Genomic DNA, 16,258 nt, shown 5'->3' on the forward strand with positions numbered 1-16,258 from the left:
CCCGCGGCCGCTATGCGCGCGGCGTTCCGGCCGGTGCCGGAGCCAAGTCCCCGCAACCTTGCAAAAACGGGAAGTCCGCTCATGACCCGCGCTCACATCCCCGGCATCCTTGCCATGGCGGCCGTCGTCGTCGCCTCGAACATCCTCGTTCAGTTCCTGCTCGGGCAGTGGCTGACCTGGGGCGCCTTCACCTATCCGATCGCCTTCCTCGTGACCGACCTGATGAATCGCGTCTACGGGCCGGGCCCGGCGCGCAAGGTCGTGCTGGCGGGCTTTCTCGTCGGCGTCGCCTGCTCGTTCGTGGGCACGCAGATCCAGGGCGACTTCGGCCCGCTCGTGACGCTGCGCATCGCCATCGGTTCGGGCCTCGCGTTCCTGACGGCGCAGCTCCTCGACGTGTCGATCTTCGACCGTCTGCGCGAGGGCCGCTGGTGGCGCGCGCCGCTGGCCTCGACCCTCGTCGGATCGACCGTGGATACCGCGATTTTCTTCACCGTCGCGTTCTCGGGCGCGCTGACCCTGCTGGAGCCGACAAACGACGTCTCCTGGGCCGGGGAAATGCTGCCGCTTCTGGGTGTCGGCCCGGCGGTTCCGCTCTGGGTGTCCCTTGCGGTGGCGGACTGGCTGGTGAAGCTGTCGCTCGCGCTCGTGGCGCTCGTTCCGTTCCGTGTGATTGCATCGTGGGCACTGTCGCGGCCACAGGCGGCCTGACCCCGGTTTTTTCATTTGACGCAAAGGATATCCGTGCCACCCTCCTTGTACGTTTCCATCAGCAGAAAGGAGGTGATCCAGTGTCGAGAGAAGCATTGGAGAGAGGTGTCGGAACAGTGTGGAGGATCGCCGCCTAGGGCAGCCCCTGGCGGAGGATGGTCCGCATTGGCGAAGGTCTAACCGACCCCGCCTCCTAGTTCTCGAAGGGTCGCCCATGCTCCGGGCGGCCCTTTTTGTTCATGGCATTCGACCCGTTGCCCACCCGGGCGCGCGCTAGCGCCAGAGCGTCGCGTGCGTGACGGCCGAAGGCCCTGTGAGAACGGGCAGGATCTCGGTCTCGATCTCGTGGATGCCGAACTGCTCGGACATACCGTGCGGCAGCACGTAGTCGAGGTAGCCTTCGGCTGCATCGCGCCGGTCGAACAGGTAGGTGCCACGACCGCGTCGCGTGTCGGCGTCGAAGGCCCAGACCTTCCAGACGAGGCCCGGAACCTCGCTCAGGAACGGGGCGGTGTCGTCCATCCGGGCGAGGAAGTCATCGGTGGCCTCCGTCACGCGAAAACTCACCTGCACGAGCACCGCGCCGGCGCGGTCGGGCACGGCGCTGCGCGGCGTATCGTAGGCCGCGGCGATCCCGCGCAAGAGAAACCGCGACAGCGATGCCGCCATGCGCTCGGCGACGGGTCGAGGCGGATCTGCCCAGGGGCCCGCCTTCAGCGCGCCACGGTCGCAATGGAACGTCATACCGCACTCCCGGTCATCGTGTCCAATGTGATGGCCGTTAACATGCGGCACGGCGCGAGTCGGGTAAAGCGAAATCTGCGGGACTGGCCAGCACCGTCGGTGCGGACTACCACGTAGTGCATGAGCCTTCGTATCAGCCCGCAGATCACACTCGAGGATTGGGAGATGACCGAGCAGTTCGTCCGCGCCTCCGGGCCGGGCGGGCAGAACGTGAACAAGGTCGCGTCGGCTGTGGAGCTGCGGTTCGAGGCCGAACGCTCGCCCAACCTTCCGGGCCCGGTGAAGTCACGGCTGCGCCGCCTTGCCGGCCGGCGGTGGACGAAGGACGGCGCGGTGGTGATCCAGGTCGACGAGACCCGCAGCCAGGCGCGCAACCGCGACATCGCCCGCACGCGCCTGTCGGAACTTGTCGCGAAGGCGCTGGAAAAACCGAAACGCCGGATCCCGACGAAGCCGTCCGCCGGACAGAAACGCAAGCGCATCGAGGCCAAGAAGGCGCGCGGCCAGGTCAAGGCGATGCGCGGCCGGATCGATCCCGCAGACTGACGCGTCGCCTCAGGCGTCGCCGGAGGCGCTGCCGATCCGCTGCATGAGGGACACGAGCGTCGAACGCTCCTCGGGCGTGATCCCGGCAAGAACGCGATCTTCGTGCTCGGTCGTCAGGGCCAGCGCACGTTGCGCCAGCGTGCGCCCGGCCGCCGTTGGCGTGAGGGCGTAGGCGCGCCGATCCGTCGGCACGCGCGTGCGCAGCACGAGGTTGCGGCTTTCCAGTTCGTCGAGGATGGACACGAGGTTCGGCCGCTCGATCGCCAGCGCGTCGGCCAGCTGCGATTGCCGCAGACCGGGGTTGTCCACCACCACGACGAGCACCGACATGGTGATCATGCGCAGATCGATTTCCTTGAGCGTGCGTGCCATGTCCGCCTGAAGCAGGTTGGCGGCACGCCTCATGTGGTAGCCGACGAACTGATGAAGAATCGCGTCGTCGATGACAGCGTCCGCCTCGGGCTCCACTGCAATCGGCGCGTTCTTGTTGTGTGAATCCATATGACCCATGTCACTCACTGGGTTGAATCATGACCGTTTCGGCCCCACCGGGCAAGACTGGTGCGCCGCGGCGCAGCACCGACTTATGCACGAGAGCCGCACTCAGACCTTCCGCTCCTATCGCGGCGGCAGACGAACGGCCCCGTCGAGCCGGACCGTCGTGCCGTTGAGATACGCATTCTCGACGATACTTCCGACGAGATGCGCGAATTCGTCCGGGTCGCCGAGCCGCGACGGAAACGGAATCGTTCCGGCGATCGCCTCGGTCGTTTCGGGCGGCAGTCCTTCCATCATCGGGGTGTGAAACAGCCCCGGCGCGATCGATATCACCCGGATCCCGTGGCGTGCCAACTCGCGCGCCGCAGGAAGGCCCATCGCCGCCACGCCACCCTTCGACGCGGCATAGGCACATTGCCCGATCTGCCCCTCCTCGAACGCGATTGACGCCGTGTTGATGATCACCCCACGCTCGCCCGTATCGAGCGGATCGAGGGCCGACATCACGCGCGCGGCATGGCTCATGACGGTGAAGCTGCCGATCAGGTTGACGCCGACGACCTGCGCGAACAGGTCGACCGACAATTCGCCGTCACGTCCGACGATCCGCGCCGCAGGCGCGATGCCGGCGCAGTTCACCGCGATTCGCGGCGTCGCGCCCAGCGCCTTTGCCGCGGCATCGATCGCGCTGCCCACGGCCGCGGAGTCCGTGACATCGGCGGACAGCGCGACGCCCCCGACCTCGAGCGCCGCGGCCTCTGCCGCCTCAGCATCGCGGTCGATAACCGCGACGCGGGCCCCGCGGGCCGCGAGATGCCGCACCGTCGCGCGGCCGAGGCCGCTTGCCCCACCCGAAACCACTGCCACTGCGTCGGAAATCTGCATTCGATTGCTCCTCCGCACGACTATTAGCACGGAAAACTATATCGAACATTTATTGTGTCCGATTTCGAGACGCGGTCCGCTGTAAACCCGCCCTTACATTATCGGAAAGAGCGTGATGACCGGAAACAGCACGAGCAGAATGACACGCAGGATGTCCGACCCGACGAACCAGAGCACCGCACGGTAGGTTTCGGTCATCGGGGTCGCGCGATCCATCGAATTGATGATGAAAAGGTTCATTCCCACCGGCGGCGTGATGAGCCCGACCTCGACCACGATCAGGACGAGGATCCCGAACCAGATCGCCATGTTCTCCGGCGACATGCCGAAATCGAGAACCGAGATCACGGGAAAGAAGATCGGGATCGTCAGCAGGATCATCGACAGGCTGTCCATCAGGCAGCCGAAGGCGAGGTAGAACAGGAGAATCAGCGTCAGGACGGTCCACGGACTGAACCCCTGCCCGACCACCCAGGCCGACAGTTCCTGCGGCACCTGGCTGAGCGCGAGAAAGGAATTGTAGAAGCCCGCCCCGAGCACGATGAAGAAGATCATCGCGGTCGCGGTCGCCGTCGCGATGATGCTTTCGCGGAACACGCGCCAGCTGAGGTTCCCCGACAGCAGGGCGGCGATGCCCGTGCCCGCGGCGCCGACCGCGGCCCCCTCCGTCGGCGTGAACCACCCGAGGTAGATACCGCCCACGACCAGAAGGAACACGAGCAGCACCGGCCAGACGCGCGCCAGCGCCGCCCAGCGTTCGGCATAGGGCTGCGGCTCACGCGTGCCCGCGCGGTCGGGATAGAGCCGCACGTAGATCGAGATGGCGATGACATAGCCCACCGCCGCGAGCACGCCGGGAATGAACGCGGCGAGGAACAGCTTGGCGATGTTCTGTTCGGTGAGGATCGCGTAGATCACGAGGATCACCGACGGCGGAATCAGGATGCCGAGCGTGCCGCCCGCCGCCAGCGTGGCGGTCGAGAACCCTCCGGAATAGCCGTAGCGGCGCAGTTCCGGCAGCGCGACCCGGCTCATCGTCGCCGCCGTCGCGAGCGATGAGCCGCAGATGGCGCCGAAGCCCGCGCACGCGCCGACCGCCGCCATCGCCACACCGCCCTTGCGATGCCCGAGCCACGCCTCGGCGGCCTTGAAGAGCGACGTCGACATGCCGGACAGCGTCGCGAACTGCCCCATCAGCAGGAACATCGGCACGATGGTCAGCGAATAGCTCGAGAACGTGGTGTAGGCTTCGGTCTTGAGCTTCGACAGGAACATCGAAGGCGTGCCGATGGCGAGCCACAGACCGCCCATTCCGCACAGCAGCATGGCGAGCCCGATGGGCGCGCGCAGAAAGATCATCAGCAGCAGGATCGGAAAGGACGCGTAGCCCAGCTCGAGCGTGCTCAATGGTCGGCCTCCAGGTGGCCCGGCAGCGGCGTCGTGCCAGTCACTGCGCCGCGCAGGCGGGCGTAGGCACAGTACAGACCGATGATCACCGCCGCGACGGCGCCCGCGAGACTGGCCGCATAGGCCCACCAGATCGGAAATTGCAGGAGGAACGTCGTCTCGCCGTAGCGCATCTTGTCGCTCATCCCGAGATAGAGCCGCCACGCGATCAGCGCGAGCGTGGCCGTCAGGACGCATTCCCAGAACGCCAGGATCCAGCGGTTGCCGCGCTGGGGCAGCGCCTGCGTGAAGATGTCGACCGTCGCATGCGCAGAGTAGAGCTGGCACACCGGCAGAAAGGCGAAGATTGCAAACGCGACGCCAGCCTCGACGATCTCGAAATCGCCGTTGATCGGCCCGACACCGGAGCCGACGAGCGCTGCGGCCAGGCCGGGCGCGATGCTCGTTAGGGCGTCGGAGTGGCCCAGCGTGTTCAGCCCGCGGCCCAGAACGCTGAGACAGGTCAGTACGACGAGACCGGTCAGGACGAGCCCGCCGATCTGCGCCATGACCCGGGCGAGGCCGGTGACGAAGCTGAGCATGTCCGGCCCTCCCGTCGGGCGGCGGGACCGGCCGAGCCGGCCCCGGCGGCCCCTGTCACTCTGCCGAGTATTCCTCGATCAGTTCGTTCGCGCGATCGTAAAGACCCTGACCGTCCAGCCCGCGTTCGTCCATTTCGGCGATCCACGCGTCGATTGTCGGCGCGGCCGCTTCATCCCATTCCGCCACCTGCTCCTCGGACAGCGTGATGATGTTGTTGCCGGCCTCGACGGCCGCCTCGCGCGCCGGGGTGTCGTAGGATTGCATGGTCTTGCCGGCAAAGCCCGAGAACTCGAGCCCCGAATTGTCGTCGATCACCTGCTTCAGGTCATCGGGCAGGCTGTCGTAGGTGTTGCGGTTCATCGCGAAGATGAACGACGTGGTATAGAGCATCTCGGGCCCGAACTCGGTGTGGTTCTGGACCAGCTCGGGGATGCGCAGTGCGCTCGTGACCTCCCAGGGGATCACCGCGCCGTCAACCACGCCCTTGGACAGCGCCTCCGGGATCGCGGGCACCGGCATGCCGACCGGCGTCGCGCCGAGCCGTTCGAACATCATGTTCGTGGTACGCGTCGGCGCGCGCAGCTTCACCCCGTTGAGGTCGTCCACGGTCTCGATCGGTTCGCTGGAATGGATCACGCCCGGTCCGTGCACCCAGGTGGCCAACACCTTGAAGTCCGAGAAGTCGTTTTCGAACATCGTCTCTTCGGCCAGCGTCCAGTACGCCTTCGACGCCGGTTCCGCGTCGGACACGGTGAACGGCAGTTCGAACACCTCGGCACGCGGGAATCGGCCAGGCGTGTAGCCGGCAACGGTCCAGATCACGTCGGCCACGCCGTCGATCACCTGGTCGACGAGTTGCGGCGGCGTGCCGCCCAGCTGCATCGAGGGATAGTGCTGAACCGCGATGCGGCCCTCGGACTGCTCCTCGACCCGCTCCTTCCACACTTCGAGGATATGCTGCGGCACGTTGGCCTGCAGCGGCAGAAACTGGTGCATCCGCAGTGTCACCTCCTGCGCCGAAGCGGTGCCGGCCATCCCGGCGAGCGCGGCGGCCGCCAGAAGCGTTCTACGCGTGATCTTCATGATATCCTCCCCTGTCGCACCTTGCGGCGACCTTTTGCGCGCCGCGCTCCATCGCGGCCCGGAACGGGGTCATGTGCCAGCCCCTCTGGCCAACGTCACGTCCCCGGATCGATGAGTGCAAATCCGGCCCGGCGATGCAAGACCAATTCGCCGACCGAACGGTCGGCGAACTGCGTCGCCGCCCTGCACGTCACGGTGAGGCTAGGCGTGCGCTGGTTCCGCGCCAGATGCGCCGCGACCGCGCGATGGGACTTTGCGAACATCCCGCGGCGCAAGAGCGCTCAGAACCGCTCCAACAGCCGTTCGAGATATTCGAGTTCCTCGTCCGGGCGCTCGCCCTCGCCCGAGCGGCGGCGGATCTCGTCGAGAAGCTCCCGCGCCCGGCGATAGACATCTTCGCCCTGCAGCATCGTCTCGTTGGTGCCGATCTGGCCGTTGGACCCCGTGTCGCGGCCCAGCGGATCGCGCTGCTGGCCCGGATCCTCGCCCCGCGCCATGCCCTGCTGGCCCTGCTGGCCCGGCTGCTGGCCCTGCTGTTCGGCCATCGCCTCGCCAAGGTTGCGCATGCCCTCGCGCAGCGCTTCCATCGCCTCGGACTGGCGGTCGATCGCGCCGGCAAGGTCCTCCTCGCGCAGGGCGCGTTCGGCACCATCCATCGCGCCCTCGGCCCGGTCCAGCGCCTCGGCGGCACGGTCGCCGGCCTCGCTGCCGCCGCCGGGAAGGTTCTGACGCTGCCGGTTCAGTTCCTGGCGAAGCGCGCCCTGCCGGTCGGCGAGGTTCTCCTCAAGCGACTGCTCGCCGCCCTGGCCCTGGCCTTGCTGGTTCTGCGCCTGGCCCTGGCCTTGCCCCTGGCCCTGCTGGTTCTGCTGACCCTGGCCGCGGCCCTGCTGCTGGCCCTGCCCCTGCTGACCCTGCTGCTGGCCCTGTTGCTGACCCTGCTGACCCTGTTCACCCTGCCGCTGCTGGCCCGGATTGAACTGCTCCTGCAGGTCGCGGAAGGCCTGATCGGACAGGTCCTGCTGTTCGCGCAGCGTGTCGGCAAGGTCGTCCATTGCCTGCTCGCCGGGGCTCTGCTGCCCCTGACCCTGGCCCTGGGTGACCCGCATGTTCTCCATCATCTGCTGGAGCTCTTCCAGCGCCTGCTGCGCCTCGGCCATGCGGCCCTGCTCCATCAGCTCCTGGATGCGGTCCATCATCTCCTGCAGGTCGCTCTGCGACATCTGCATCATGTTCTCCGCGGGGTTCTGCGGCATGTCCGGGTTCTGCTCGCTCTCCCGCTGCGCCTGTTGGGCCAGCTGGCGCATGTAATCGTCCGTTGCCTGCCGGAGCTCCTGCATCAGCTCGGCGATCTCCTGCTCCGAGGCCCCGTTGCGCATCGCCTCGTTCAGCCGCTCCTGCGCGCGCGCTAGCCGCTCGCGGGCGTCGTCGAGGTCCCCGTCCTCCAGGAGCACCGCGAAATCCCACATCGCCGCTGAAATCTCGTCACGCTCCTCCGTCGTCAGGCCGTCCTCGGCGTAGGACTCGAGATTGGTGCGGATCGTGCGCATCCGCAGATAGTGCTTGGCTTGCCGGAACACGTCGTCGGGCCGGTGCGCCACCGCCCGCAGCACACGTGCCACGTCCGCTGCGTTCTCGCGGGACCAGAGAAGCGCGCGCCGCTGCTCGATCACCGTGGCCGCCATCGGATCGAAAAACCGCCGCCCCGGCAATGTCAGCACCTCGGCCTCCGACGTTCCGGTCTGGCCGGCGTCATCGGTCACGCTCAGCGAGATCTCCACCGGCAGATTGGCCCACGGATGCTGCGAGAAGTTGTCGACAAGCGCTTCCTCGAAATCCGACCGATCCCCGGCGATCGGCATCGGCAGCGCCACCTCGATCGCGGGCCGCTCCTCGGGCGCGGTCTCGAGGCCATAGCGGCGGTCGACCTCCTCGAGCGCCAGCGTCATAGTGGCCGTGCCCGATGCGACGCCGTAATCGTCCTCGGCGGAAAAGGCGAGCGACGCCTCGCCGTCCCACGTCGTCTCGAAGAGACCGGCGCGTGCCACGGTCGGCGCGGCGTCGGCCTGCATCAGAACGTCCCAGGCCCGCCCCCCGGGGCCCTCGACCGCGACCCGCCCCGATCGCGCGATCTCGAAGGCCTGCGCGGTGTTCTGCGCCTCCTCCGCGCTCTGTTCGAACGGGCGTCCCGACACCGTCTCGGTCACGCTCAGCGCGCCCGCTTCACCATACATGCGCAACGTCACGCGGGCGCCCTCCGGCACCTCGACCTCGGCCGCGGAAATGTCGTTGAGATACAGTGCCGGCCGCCGGGTGTAGGCCGGCGGCTCGATCCAGCCCTCCCAGGTCGGACCGGTTGCAAGCTCGCTGCCACCCCCCGGCCCCATGCCCGTGACCGACTGAACGCGCAGCACCGAGCCGAACAAAAGCGCAATGCACAGCGCAAGGAGCGCGACGTAGCGCAGCGCGAAGGGGTCGGCCTCGGCCACCCGCAGGTCCGGCCGCACGCCGCGGGCCTCGCTGAGCCGCTCGCGCATCCGCGCCTGGTACGCGGACCAGAGCGCCGCCGAGGCGCCATCGCGGTCACCGACCGCCTGCCGGTCGAGCGCGCCGCGGATCGGATGACCCGGCATGGTCGCATCGAGCCGGGCCAGCGCACCCTCCCGCGTTGGCCAGGAGAACAGGCGCATGCCCCGCCACAGCGCCCAGAGCGCCGCGGCCAGCGCCGCCGCGCCGACCAGCCAGACGACCCCCACCGACACCATCTCGTGCAGGCCCATCATCAGCGCCGCCAACGTCACGAACAGCACCGACCAGAGCGGCCAATATGCGCGCACCACACGTTCCGCCCCCATCCCGAGGCGGGTCAGCGCCAGCGGTCGCTTCACGCGGCGCAGGATATCGGAAGCGGCACGAGGCGCGTCGGGTTCGGCGGCGGGGCGGCGTGTGTCGTCGACCATGCGGTCTCCCGTGTTCGGGACGGCGGGCCGCGTCCCTAGGGGGTCAGGGCCGCCGGATCACTCCTGTCGCAGCCATTCCGGGATGGTATCGCGTGAAATGATCTCGTCAAAGGTCGGGCGCGCGCGAATGACGGCATGGTGATCGTCCTTCACCAGCACCTCCGGCACCAGCGGCCGGGTGTTGTACTCGCTCGCCATCACCGCGCCGTACGCCCCGGCCGAGCGGAACGCGACGAGGTCCCCGGCCCTCAGCGGCGGCAACGGCCGCGCCCGCGCGAACGTGTCGCCGCTCTCGCAGACCGGGCCGACCACGTCGTAATCGACGCGCGGCGCGCCCGGATCCGGCTCAACCACAGGCACGATGTCGTGCCAGGCATCGTACATCGCCGGGCGGATGAGATCGTTCATCGCGGCGTCGAGAATCAGGAACTGCCGGCCCTCGCCCGCCTTCACGTAGATCACGCGCGACAACAGGATTCCCGCGTTCCCGGCGATGAGCCGCCCCGGCTCGATCTCGATCTCGCAGCCAAGGTGCCCCACCGTGCGCCGGATCAGCGCGCCGTAGTCGAACGGCAGCGGCGGCGCGTCGTTGACGTTCCGGTACGGGATGCCGAGCCCCCCGCCCAGATCGAGACGGCGGATGTCGTGCCCGTCGCCGCGCAGCGTCTCCGTCAGCGCCGCGACCTTGCGATAGGCGGCCTCGAACGGCGCGAGCTCGGTCAGCTGCGACCCGATATGCACGTCGAGTCCGACGACCTCGATCCCCGGCAGCCGCGCCGCCTCCGCGTACACCTCCCGCGCCCGCGAGATCGGCACCCCGAACTTGTTCTCCGACTTGCCGGTCGCGATCTTCGCATGCGTCCTCGCGTCGACGTCGGGATTGACCCGGATCGTCACCGGCGCACGATGGCCCCCGGCCACCGCGACCCGGCTGATCGCGGCCAGCTCCGGCTCGCTCTCGACGTTGAACTGCCGCACGCCGCCGGCCAGCGCCTGGGCGATCTCCGCCTCGGTCTTGCCGACGCCCGCGAACACGATGCGCGATCCCGGCACGCCGGCGGCCCGGGCCCGCGCGTACTCTCCGCCCGACACCACGTCCATCCCGGCGCCGAGCCGCGCCAGCGTGGCGAGGATCGCCTGGTTCGACGCCGCCTTCATCGCGTAGCACACGAGGTGCGGCAGTCCCTCCAGCGCCTCGTCGAACAGCCGGAAATGCCGCTCCAGGGTCGCGGTCGAGTAGACGTAGGCCGGCGTTCCGACGGCGGCGGCGATCTCCTCGAGCGGCACGTCCTCGGCGTGCAGCGCGCCGTTGCGGTACAGAAAGTGGTCCATCGCGTCCCCCGGGCTTCCGCGCCCCTCTAGCCGAGCCGGGCGCGACGCTCCACCCTTCATCTTGCCGCAAACCCCGGGGTCCGGGGCAGCGCCCCGGGGGGCGTGGCCGGGCGGCCAGGTCGGTCGCGCCGGGCGGGCCGCCTCAGCCTACGCTCCGCCGCCCCCGCAGCCAGAGATAGAGCGGGAGACCGCAGCTGACGCCGATACAGTAGATCGCCGGCACCGCCACGAGCGACGTCCAGTCGCGGCGGGTCACCGCCTCGGCGCAGATCCAGAGCGTCAGCGCGATCGCCGCGATCGTCAGGTCCCACACCAGCCCCGTCGTCGAAGCGTTCACGTACCACGCGTCGATCAGCGCGCCGAGCGACCAGCCGTTGCCCGAAAGGTACGTGACGAACCAGTACATCGGGTGGACCGCGCCCCACAGCGCGAGTGCCAGCCAGACCGGCTGCAGCCGTCTCAACGGCTGACCCCGAAGGTGACGTTGCCGCGGCGGAAGATCACGCCGCCGCCGCCGGTCACGCCGTCCGATCCGCCGCCGAGCTCGACATAGCCGGTGGTCTGTGTCCGGCCGTCCCCGTCCGGGAACAGCGGACCGTCGCGGGCCTCGCGCTGCCGGCGCAGGGCCGGGGCGTCGTCGCGGCCGAAATACCGGTCGATCTTTGCCTCGCGGTCCGAGATCGACGGCCCGTCGGGGCCCGGGCCGCAGGCCGCGAGGCCGAGCGCCACGGCGGTCAGGACGAGAGCGCCCCGCATCGTCATCACGCCCCGCCGCCGAACCCGGCCTCGCCGGCCACCGCGACCGGGTCGGCCCGCTCCGCCGGGCGCGGCTCCGGCGGCTCCGGCGCGCCGTCCGCCCCGCAGGCGGCCAGGGCGGCGAAGGCGAGGATCAGCCAGCGTCTCATCCGAGGATCTCCTTCCACCGCGCGATCTGCGCGCGCACCTGATCGGGCGCGGTCCCGCCGTAGCTCGTCCGGCTCGCGACCGAATTCCGCACGCCCAGCACGTCGAACACGTCCTCGGTGATCGCGCCGTGCACCTCCTTCATGTCCTCCAGCGCAAGGTCGGGCAAGTCACAGCCGCGTGCCTCGGCCACGGCCACGAGGCTGCCGGTGACGTGGTGCGCCTCGCGGAAGGGCAGCCCGGCCACGCGCACCAGCCAGTCGGCGAGGTCCGTCGCGGTCGAGAACCCGCTCGCCGCCGCGGCCTCGAGCGCGGGCGCGTTCGCCGCCATGTCGCGCACCATGCCGTCCATCGCCGCCAGCGACAGAAGCCAGTTGTCCGCCGCGTCGAAGACCTGCTCCTTGTCCTCCTGCATGTCCTTGGAGTAGGCGAGCGGCAGGCCCTTCATCACCGTCATCAGCGCCACCTGCGCACCGAAGATGCGGCCGATCTTGGCTCGGATCAGCTCGGCGGCGTCGGGGTTCTTTTTCTGCGGCATGATCGACGAGCCGGTCGAGAACCGGTCCGACAGCACGACGAAGCGGAACTGCGCCGACGACCAGATCACCAGCTCCTCGGCAAAGCGCGACAGGTGCATCGCGCTGATCGACGCGACCGACAGGAACTCGAGCGCGAAATCGCGGTCCGACACCGCGTCGAGCGAGTTGGCGCAGGGCCGGTCGAACCCGAGCGCCGCCGCAGTCATGTCGCGGTCGATCGGAAAGCCGGTGCCGGCCAGCGCGGCGGCCCCCAGCGGACATTCGTTCATCCGCGCCCTTGCGTCGCGCACGCGGCTCAGGTCGCGGCCGAACATCTCGACATAGGCCATCATGTGATGCCCCCATGTCACCGGCTGCGCCGTCTGCAGATGGGTGAATCCCGGCATCACCCAGTCCGCGCCGGTCTCGGCCTGCGCGAGGAGCGCTCGGACGAGCGCGAGGAGCTGCGCCTCCGCGGCATCGAGCTGGTCGCGAACCCAGAGGCGGAAATCCGTCGCCACCTGGTCGTTGCGCGATCGCGCGGTGTGCAGCCGACCGGCCGCAGGTCCGACGATCTCCTTCAGCCGCGCCTCGACGTTCATGTGGATGTCCTCCAGCGCGGTGGAAAACGTGAACGTGCCGCCTTCGATCTCTGACAAGACGGTGAGCAAGCCTTCCCTCATCGCCTCGGCGTCGCTAGCCTCCACGATGCCCGTCGCGGCCAGCATCGCCGCGTGGGCCCTCGAGCCCGCGATGTCCTGTGCCGCGAGCCGCTGGTCGAACCCGATCGAGGCATTGATCGCCTCCATGATCGCGTCGGGCTTGTCGGCGAAGCGTCCGCCCCACATCTGGTTCGAGGTCGTCTCGGCCATGTCGTCACCCTTCGGAGGCTTAATGAAACGGGTCATCGCGCTCTATACCGCGCTGTCGCTCCTGGCAATTCCGGCCGCGGCCGACATCGACGCGGCCAGGGATCTCGCCACCGGCGACATGAAGAAGCTCAATTTCCACGAAACGCCGCAGCCCGCGGGCGCCGCCGCGTTCGAGACCTTCGACGGAGAGCCCGCGTCGCTTGCAGAGTACAAGGGAAAGTGGGCGCTGGTGAACTTCTGGGCAACGTGGTGCGCGCCCTGCCGCAAGGAGATGCCGATGCTCTCCGAGCTTCAGCGGGAACTGGGCGGCGACGCGTTCGAGGTCGTGACCATCGCCACGGGGCGCAGCCCGAAACCGGCGATGACGGACTTCTTCGACGAGATCGGCGTCGACAACCTTCCGACGTTGCGCGACCCGTCATCGGCGCTTGCCCGCGAAATGGCGGTCCTCGGCCTGCCGATCACCGTCATCCTCAACCCCGAGGGCGAGGAGATCGCCCGGTTGCAGGGCGATGCCGAGTGGGACTCCGATGTCGCCAAGCAGATGCTGCGCACATTGATCGGCACCGAAACGAACTGACGGCGGCTTCCGAGGAAACCGCCGCCAGAATTGGGTGCCCCGCCCCAAGAGCCTGACATTACCGGGGCACCCATGACGCAGCGCGCGCGTCAGACGAAATCGAAATCGTCTGTCGTCAGCGCCGCCTGCGTCACCCCCACGACGATGATCGATTGACCCTGATAGGTCAGTTCGACCGCATCCTGTCCGTCGAAGACCCTGTCGGTCATGTCGAGAGCGTCGACCCGACCCTCGAGCCCCGATCCCGGCGCGTTCTCGACGCCCCGCAGCCGGATCGTGTCCAGGCCGTCCTCGAAATCGGAGATCACGTCGGTCTCGCCGGCAACCCCCTCGCGCCAGACGAAGGTGTCGGCACCGGTCCCGCCGATGAGCATGTCGTTGCCCTCGCCGCCGTTCAGGACGTCGCTCCCGGCCCCGCCGGACAGCACGTCGTCGCGTCCGCCGCCGGCGACGAAGTCGTCGCCCTCGCCGCCCGTCACCGTGTCGTCGCCGAGACCGCCGCCCAGCGAGTCGTCGCCAGCGCCGCCCTCGAGACGGTCGGTGCCGCTGCCGCCGCCGAGCGAATCGTCGCCGCCGTTGCCGATCACGGTGTCCTGGCCGAAGGACCCCCCGGCGGTGTCGTCGCCGGAGCCGCCGACGATCCTGTCGTCGCCCGAGCCACCGGCCAGCACGTCGTGCCCGGTGCCGCCGTCGACCGTGTCGTGGCCTTCGCCGCCGCCGATCGTGTCGTCCCCGTCGTTTCCGTCGAGAAGATCCCGGCCGAGCCCACCGCCGATGCTGTCGGCGCCACCTCCGCCGATCACCCGGTCGTCGCCATCGGACGCGGCGATATTGTCGTCACCGTCCCGGCCTTCGATCGTATCGTCGCCGGTGCCGCCCAGAAGGTCGTCATCGTCCCCGAGACCGACGATGCTGTCGTCGCCGCCCAGCCCGTCGAGTCTGTCGCGGAACGGCGTGCCGATCAGCACATCGTCGTCAGAAGTTCCGATGCCGCGACGGCCGGCGCCCGTGGCGTCGCCATCGTCACCGCCGCCGGAGCCATCATCGCTCCCACCGGAGCCATCATCGCCTCCGCCCGAGCCGTCATCATCACCGCCGCCGGAGCCGTCATCGCCACCGCCCGAGCCGTGATCGCCTCCACCCGAGCCGTCATCGCCTCCGCCCGAGCCGTCATCGCTACCGCCGGAGCCGTCATCGCCTCCACCCGAGCCGTCATCGCCCCCACCGGAACCGTCATCGCCACCGCCGCCGGAGCCGTCATCGCCACCGCCGCCGGAGCCGTCATCGCCTCCGCCCGAGCCGTCATCGCTACCGCCGGAGCCGTCATCGCCGCCGCCCGAGCCATCGTCACCGCCGCCCGAGCCATCTCCGGAGCCGGGCCCATTGCCGTCGAGCAGGTCGTCGAGCGTCACCGTGCCATCGGTGAACTCGAACATCTCGACACCCGAGATCGTGTCGGTGCCGGTCTCCGTCGTCAGTGTGACTCCGCCGGCTGTGGTACCGACCAGTGCATCGTCGAAGGCCGAGCCGGCGATCACGGTGTCCTCGCCGTCGCCACCGGCGATCAGGTCGTCGCCCGCGCCACCGTCGAGGACGTCATTCCCGGAGCCGCCGACGATCGAGTCGTCTCCATCCTCGCCGCTGAGCATGTCGGCGCCGCCGTCGCCGGAAATCGTGTCATTGCCGGCGCCACCGGCAATGGTATCCGCAGACGCGAGTCCCGACATCGTGTTGTCGAATCCGTCACCCTGGTAATCATCGAGTCCCGGCGTCCCCGCGAACGGATTGGCAAAGACCTCGATATCCTTGTCCGCCGAAATGTCGAGAGTGAGAAGGATTGCGCCAATTCCGCTCGACGGACCGTCAGGATAGTGGAAGAAGATCTGGCCATCGGCTTCGAAGACCGCGACCTCGACCTCGTCTCCAAGTGGCACGACAAGTCCGGTCAGCGGCACCTCAAGCCCTGCCTGGGCGGTACCGCCTCCGATATAGGTGATCGTGTCTCCGTCGAATGTCGAACTGTCGTCGTCGCGCGTCGACAACGTGCCATCATCGTCCGCGAGCGTCCCGGTGCGCGATGCGCCGAACCCGCTCAGAACCAGCGTTCGTCCGTTCTGGAGAAGATCCGCCTCGACGAGCGAGCCGATATACGGTGTGACTTCGATCTCTTGGCTGGGCATGTCAGCCTCCTGAAACAAAAAATATACCGACACCGGCGCGGGACACGCGCCGGACCGAGTTTTCATTCCGCCGCACTCAAGAAATGGCGTACCGATCCCGCCTCGCGGAATTGAGCCGCAAGCCGAATTGATCAGATTGCCGTTGAGTCGGGTTCGACTATTCGCCAGCCATCCGCGATGCTTTCATCCGGACAGCTAAGCAGGCGAATGTCGAACCGCTAAGTTATCATGTTCGGATACGCATTCAGATTACCCCTAAATCCTGATTGCCCTTGAATTCACATTAGCATTTTTCAGTCCGCAGAGAGCGAAAATTTAGAGGGCAGAAATGGAATGTGCCCCTGAATTTCCTTCAATCCTTGAGCAATCTCATCCATTTTGGTCGCGCGCGACTGGAATCCAACGCTACCATCAAGCGCAAGCCTCTGTTTCTTCGAAAAAATCCCGATATACTCAGTTG

General features: G+C 68.1%; 16 protein-coding genes. 3 read left to right on the top strand and 13 right to left on the bottom strand.

All coding sequences use genetic code 11. The features are described 5' to 3' along the window. Positions 1–81: 81 nt before the first annotated feature. Positions 82–711, top strand: a complete 630-nt coding sequence (locus ROJ8625_RS04115) for a queuosine precursor transporter (protein ID WP_085790550.1) — start codon at positions 82–84, stop codon at positions 709–711. Between the two features lie 273 nt (positions 712–984). Here the strand turns inward: ROJ8625_RS04115 and ROJ8625_RS04120 are convergent, their stop codons facing one another. Continuing rightward, positions 985–1,455 (bottom strand): YdhR family protein, encoded by a 471-nt coding sequence (locus ROJ8625_RS04120; RefSeq protein ID WP_085790551.1) that lies wholly within the window; start codon positions 1,453–1,455, stop codon positions 985–987. Between the two features lie 120 nt (positions 1,456–1,575). Here ROJ8625_RS04120 and arfB point away from each other — a divergent pair, with 120 nt between their 5' ends. Then, entirely contained in the window at positions 1,576–2,001 is a 426-nt protein-coding gene (gene arfB, locus ROJ8625_RS04125) for an alternative ribosome rescue aminoacyl-tRNA hydrolase ArfB (protein ID WP_085790552.1), read from the top strand. A gap of 9 nt (positions 2,002–2,010) precedes the next feature. Here arfB and ROJ8625_RS04130 read toward each other — a convergent pair whose 3' ends face one another. The 11 genes from ROJ8625_RS04130 to argH form a co-directional block, all read right to left on the bottom strand. Next, positions 2,011–2,502 (bottom strand): MarR family winged helix-turn-helix transcriptional regulator, encoded by a 492-nt coding sequence (locus ROJ8625_RS04130; RefSeq protein ID WP_085790553.1) that lies wholly within the window; start codon positions 2,500–2,502, stop codon positions 2,011–2,013. 117 nt (positions 2,503–2,619) lie between these two features. Next, positions 2,620–3,384 (bottom strand): SDR family NAD(P)-dependent oxidoreductase, encoded by a 765-nt coding sequence (locus ROJ8625_RS04135; protein ID WP_085790554.1) that lies wholly within the window; start codon positions 3,382–3,384, stop codon positions 2,620–2,622. 93 nt (positions 3,385–3,477) lie between these two features. Continuing rightward, positions 3,478–4,791, bottom strand: a complete 1,314-nt coding sequence (locus ROJ8625_RS04140) for a TRAP transporter large permease (protein ID WP_085790555.1) — start codon at positions 4,789–4,791, stop codon at positions 3,478–3,480. Continuing rightward, positions 4,788–5,372 (bottom strand): TRAP transporter small permease, encoded by a 585-nt coding sequence (locus ROJ8625_RS04145; protein WP_085790556.1) that lies wholly within the window; start codon positions 5,370–5,372, stop codon positions 4,788–4,790. Before ROJ8625_RS04145 ends, ROJ8625_RS04140 begins: the two co-directional genes overlap by 4 nt. Positions 5,373–5,427: 55 nt before the next feature. Beyond that, positions 5,428–6,456 carry a TRAP transporter substrate-binding protein gene (locus tag ROJ8625_RS04150; RefSeq protein ID WP_085790557.1) on the bottom strand — a complete coding sequence of 343 codons (1,029 nt, stop codon included), beginning with the start codon at positions 6,454–6,456 and terminating at the stop codon, positions 5,428–5,430. A gap of 281 nt (positions 6,457–6,737) precedes the next feature. Then, on the bottom strand, positions 6,738–9,413 hold the full coding sequence (locus tag ROJ8625_RS04155) for a TIGR02302 family protein (protein WP_085790558.1): 2,676 nt from the start codon (positions 9,411–9,413) through the stop codon (positions 6,738–6,740). Between the two features lie 57 nt (positions 9,414–9,470). Next, positions 9,471–10,745, bottom strand: a complete 1,275-nt coding sequence (gene lysA / locus ROJ8625_RS04160) for a diaminopimelate decarboxylase (RefSeq protein WP_085790559.1) — start codon at positions 10,743–10,745, stop codon at positions 9,471–9,473. Between the two features lie 142 nt (positions 10,746–10,887). Then, positions 10,888–11,208, bottom strand: coding sequence for a DUF2834 domain-containing protein (locus tag ROJ8625_RS04165; protein WP_143535029.1), 321 nt, complete (start codon positions 11,206–11,208; stop codon positions 10,888–10,890). Beyond that, positions 11,205–11,507 (bottom strand): hypothetical protein, encoded by a 303-nt coding sequence (locus tag ROJ8625_RS04170; protein WP_085790560.1) that lies wholly within the window; start codon positions 11,505–11,507, stop codon positions 11,205–11,207. Before ROJ8625_RS04170 ends, ROJ8625_RS04165 begins: the two co-directional genes overlap by 4 nt. After that, positions 11,507–11,650, bottom strand: a complete 144-nt coding sequence (locus tag ROJ8625_RS21140; protein WP_200813273.1) for a hypothetical protein — start codon at positions 11,648–11,650, stop codon at positions 11,507–11,509. The genes ROJ8625_RS04170 and ROJ8625_RS21140 overlap by 1 nt, the downstream gene beginning before the upstream one ends. Next, positions 11,647–13,038, bottom strand: a complete 1,392-nt coding sequence (gene argH, locus ROJ8625_RS04175; RefSeq protein ID WP_085790561.1) for an argininosuccinate lyase — start codon at positions 13,036–13,038, stop codon at positions 11,647–11,649. The genes ROJ8625_RS21140 and argH overlap by 4 nt, the downstream gene beginning before the upstream one ends. Before the next feature lie 22 nt (positions 13,039–13,060). Here argH and ROJ8625_RS04180 point away from each other — a divergent pair, with 22 nt between their 5' ends. Continuing rightward, a complete protein-coding gene (locus tag ROJ8625_RS04180; RefSeq protein WP_085790562.1) occupies positions 13,061–13,618 on the top strand; it encodes a TlpA family protein disulfide reductase in 558 nt (185 codons plus the stop codon). 89 nt (positions 13,619–13,707) lie between these two features. Here the strand turns inward: ROJ8625_RS04180 and ROJ8625_RS04185 are convergent, their stop codons facing one another. After that, on the bottom strand, positions 13,708–15,798 hold the full coding sequence (locus tag ROJ8625_RS04185; RefSeq protein WP_085790563.1) for a calcium-binding protein: 2,091 nt from the start codon (positions 15,796–15,798) through the stop codon (positions 13,708–13,710). Positions 15,799–16,258: the final 460 nt, after the last annotated feature.

The sequence above is a fragment of the Roseivivax jejudonensis genome, assembly GCF_900172265.1.
In the GTDB taxonomy this organism is placed as follows: Bacteria; Pseudomonadota; Alphaproteobacteria; order Rhodobacterales; family Rhodobacteraceae; genus Roseivivax; species Roseivivax jejudonensis.